This window comes from Legionellales bacterium (genome assembly GCA_026125385.1).
Classification (GTDB): Bacteria; Pseudomonadota; Gammaproteobacteria; order JAHCLG01; family JAHCLG01; genus JAHCLG01.
Genome location: JAHCLG010000063.1, coordinates 1 through 3,464, shown reverse-complemented (window position 1 = coordinate 3,464; position 3,464 = coordinate 1). Strand labels below are relative to the sequence as shown.

The following is a 3,464-nucleotide window of genomic DNA, read 5'->3' as shown; positions in this document are numbered from 1 at the left end:
CGTTTGAAATTTAGATTTTGTTGACGAGCTAAAGCTGTTTAGTCATGTATTTCAGAATACAGTCCTTTGCATCTTCACACTTAGCGCCTTACTTATAATCCAATTGTTTTAAGTATAGATTACAATCAATAACTCACGTTATTATTAGGATTATATCTGATCAAGGCAAATTTTAACCCAAAATATGGCAAATTACTCACCCCACCAAAAAACCCTTCAAATAATTCGTCTCGGGGATATTAAAATGAACAGGATGATCAAAGCCCTGATGCAAAGATTGTAGAATGCTAAGATGTCGTGCTGTTTTATGACTCGCTCTTGCTAATAATTCTCTGAGTCGATGTTCTGGCAGCAACATCGAACACGAGGCGCTTAGTAAAAAACCTTGCGGATTTAATAACGCGAGTGCTAATTCATTAATTCGTTGATACGCTTTTTCTCCGGCAGGAATATCTTTGCGTTTTTTAATAAATGCCGGTGGATCGACAATAATCACATCAAATTTTTCACCTTGGGATTGTAATGTGCTTAACGCTTTAAATGCATCATCATTAATCGTTGAAATTTTATTTTCAATATGATTAAGCGCGGCATTTTTTTGCAAATAGGTTAACGCAGGTTCTGAGCTATCCACGCACACACATTGTTTAGCGCCAAACATTGCCGCTTGAATTCCCCAGCCGCCAACGTAACTAAAAACATCTAGTACCTTTTTATCTTTTGCTATTTTTTGTAAAAGGGCACGATTATTACGATGATCAAAAAACCAACCGGTTTTTTGTCCGCTAGTGGCAGGCACAATAAATGAAACCTCATTTTCAATTAAAGAGATTTCATCAATAGAATTGCCTTTGCAGAATTCAACATAACAAGGTAAGCCTTCTTGCTCGCGACTTTTAGCATCATTTTTTAAAATAATAATATTGGGATTTAATAATTCATCAATCGCAGCAACCAGATATTCTTTTAATGCTTCCATGCCAGCTGTGGAAATTTGCACAACAATCACATCATTAAAGCGATCCACCACTACCCCGGGTAAAAAATCACTTTCGCCAAACACTAAACGATAATAAGGTTGATTAAATAAACTTTGTCGTTTAGCGAAAGCCACTTGTAAGCGTTGCAAAAAAAAGCAGTGATCTATCGTAGTATTAGGCAGCGTTGTTAACACACGTGCGGTTAATAAATTATGTGGATTAATATAGGCGGTTGCAATAAAGCGATTCTCTTGATTAAAAATATCAACAAGATCGCCTGGCTGAAATTGTTTTAACGACGATTTTTGCGTATCAACTTCGTTACTATAAACCCATAAATGTCCTGCAAGAATTCTTTTATGCTCGGATTTTTTTAATATTAATTGTGCGTGCTTAGACATTTTTTCCCCAATATTAACCAATGTAAAAATAAGTTGGATTTAAGTTTCCACAGCTCAACTCTGTGATTGGTGCGTACTGTACAGGATATAGCTGTATGTAGCAACTATACTCAAAACGATTGGATTTTAGGCGAGGCGCCGAGTTAACGATACGAAGAAGCGTATACTGAATACAATCCCTCCGTAGCTTTAACTCGGCAACAAAGCCTAAAATTCAAGCGTGAAGAGCATATACTGCTCTCTCATCGAGATGCGACGTTGCCATTATATGGAAACCCTCCGTCTCGATTAGCGAGCAGTATAAAATTTTGAATGACTGAAGAGCATAAGATTATTAATATTTAATTTTTAAATTCTTCAAATGAGCGTATCGCATCTGCCGCATACATTAATGAAGGTCCGCCCCCCATATACACCGCCATTCCCAACGTTTCTACTAATTCTTCATGGGTAGCGCCCAATTTGACTAAGGCTTGGGTATGAAAACCAATGCAACCATCACAATGCGCGGCAACGCCAAGTGCTAAAGCAATTAATTCTTTGGTTTTTTTATCCAGTGCACCGTCTTTTGTTGCTGCTTGTGCAAGGTTACTAAACCCATTCATGACATCGGGAATGGATTTACGCAAAGTTGCTAATGATGCGGAAATATCACGAGTGATTTCTTTATATTGCTTAGTCATAAATTTACTCCTTATTTAAAATACAGTTAGACTTATTCCACGGCATATACATTAATAATTTGGCCATGCCACAAAACCCACTCACGCCAGCAATGATTAATCCAACTCCCACAAAAACACTGAGAAAAATAAAAATGGTTGCTACGCTATACGCTAAAATAATTCCTAATAGCATTAAGCTGCCAGCAATGATTTGTACCTGACGCATAATTTCTAGTGGCGCTTTAGGGTTGGCTACGACAGCAAAACCACAGCGTTTCCATTGTTCAATGCCGCCGCTCAAACAATAAATAGGCGATAATCCGCTTGCTGATAATCGTTGTTGTTGAGCACGAGTGCGATTCCCAAGCTTACAGTAAAAGATAACAATTTTATTTTGTGCTGAAGTTAAATTGACTTGAGATAATTGCGAGATGGGAATATTTTGACTACCAGGAATGTGTTCGCGCGCATACTCATCGGCGTCACGAATATCAATGATTTGAATATTTTCCGCCGTAGGATTTTCTGCTATGAGTTTTTTTAACTCTTCATCCGTTAATAAAATCAGTTCACTCATGATCTAACCCTCATTTAAAAACTTATTGGCAATAAATACGGTGTAATAATTCTAAAATTTTAATGCTATCTTGATTAGCAAGTGTATAAAAAATGGTTTGCGCTTCTTTACGTATAGTGACTAATTTTTTACGACGGAGCACGGCTAAATGTTGTGAAAAAGCCGATTGACTCAAATCAGAGCCTTGCCACAGTTCACCCACCGTTTTTTCTCCGGCCACCAGTTGGCATAAAATCATTAGCCGCTCTGGATGTGCTAATGCCTTCAGCATTTCTGCTGCTCGCCTTGAATTTTTTCGTAACTGATGAATATTTGTATTTCGCATATATCTAATTTAGATTATTCTAATATAAAAGTCAAGCGCAGCCTGGATTGGAATGTAGCCTGGAACGGAGCGTAGCGGAGATCCAGGTTCCAACTCTTTTATCACTCTGCGAAACTATGCCAAAATAATCCGATATTTTTTTAATGTTCCGATCCTGGATCTCCGCTACGCTCCGTTCCAGGCTACATCCGCTACGATCCGTTCCAGGCTACATCAGCTACGCTCCGTTTCAGACTACGTGCGATGAAGATTACTTTCTCATACGCTTAGCGCAACATGCGACATCGATGTGTGGGATACCTTGTTGTTGCAAGGTGCGACAAAATTCATGCATTGTCTGACCGGTGGTGATTACATCATCGATCACTAAAATTCGCTGAGCATGAAAATGCGGATCCACCCAAAATGCTTTTTTTATATTGTGTTTGCGTGCTTTTGCGGTTAAACCACTTTGTGCGGCAGTGGCTTTAATCCGTCGAGTGGCTGAGCGTAATATCGGGATCTTAAGCTGTTGGC

5 protein-coding genes are annotated in these 3,464 nt (G+C 38.6%); all 5 read right to left on the bottom strand.

Annotation, left to right across the window (positions count from 1 at the left end):
• Positions 1-196: 196 nt before the first annotated feature.
• The gene (locus KIT27_12335) at positions 197-1,381 is read right to left on the bottom strand and encodes a class I SAM-dependent rRNA methyltransferase (GenBank protein ID MCW5590434.1); all 1,185 of its coding nucleotides are present in this window, start codon (positions 1,379-1,381) and stop codon (positions 197-199) included.
• A gap of 341 nt (positions 1,382-1,722) precedes the next feature.
• Complete coding sequence (locus tag KIT27_12330) at positions 1,723-2,064, bottom strand: carboxymuconolactone decarboxylase family protein (protein MCW5590433.1); 342 nt, start codon at positions 2,062-2,064, stop codon at positions 1,723-1,725.
• Positions 2,065-2,068: 4 nt separating this feature from the next.
• Positions 2,069-2,623, bottom strand: coding sequence for a rhodanese family protein (locus KIT27_12325; protein MCW5590432.1), 555 nt, complete (start codon positions 2,621-2,623; stop codon positions 2,069-2,071).
• A 22-nt stretch (positions 2,624-2,645) separates the two neighbouring features.
• Complete coding sequence (locus KIT27_12320) at positions 2,646-2,948, bottom strand: helix-turn-helix transcriptional regulator (GenBank protein MCW5590431.1); 303 nt, start codon at positions 2,946-2,948, stop codon at positions 2,646-2,648.
• Positions 2,949-3,198: 250 nt separating this feature from the next.
• The coding region (locus tag KIT27_12315; GenBank protein ID MCW5590430.1) for a ComF family protein at positions 3,199-3,464 on the bottom strand (266 nt) is incomplete at its 5' end.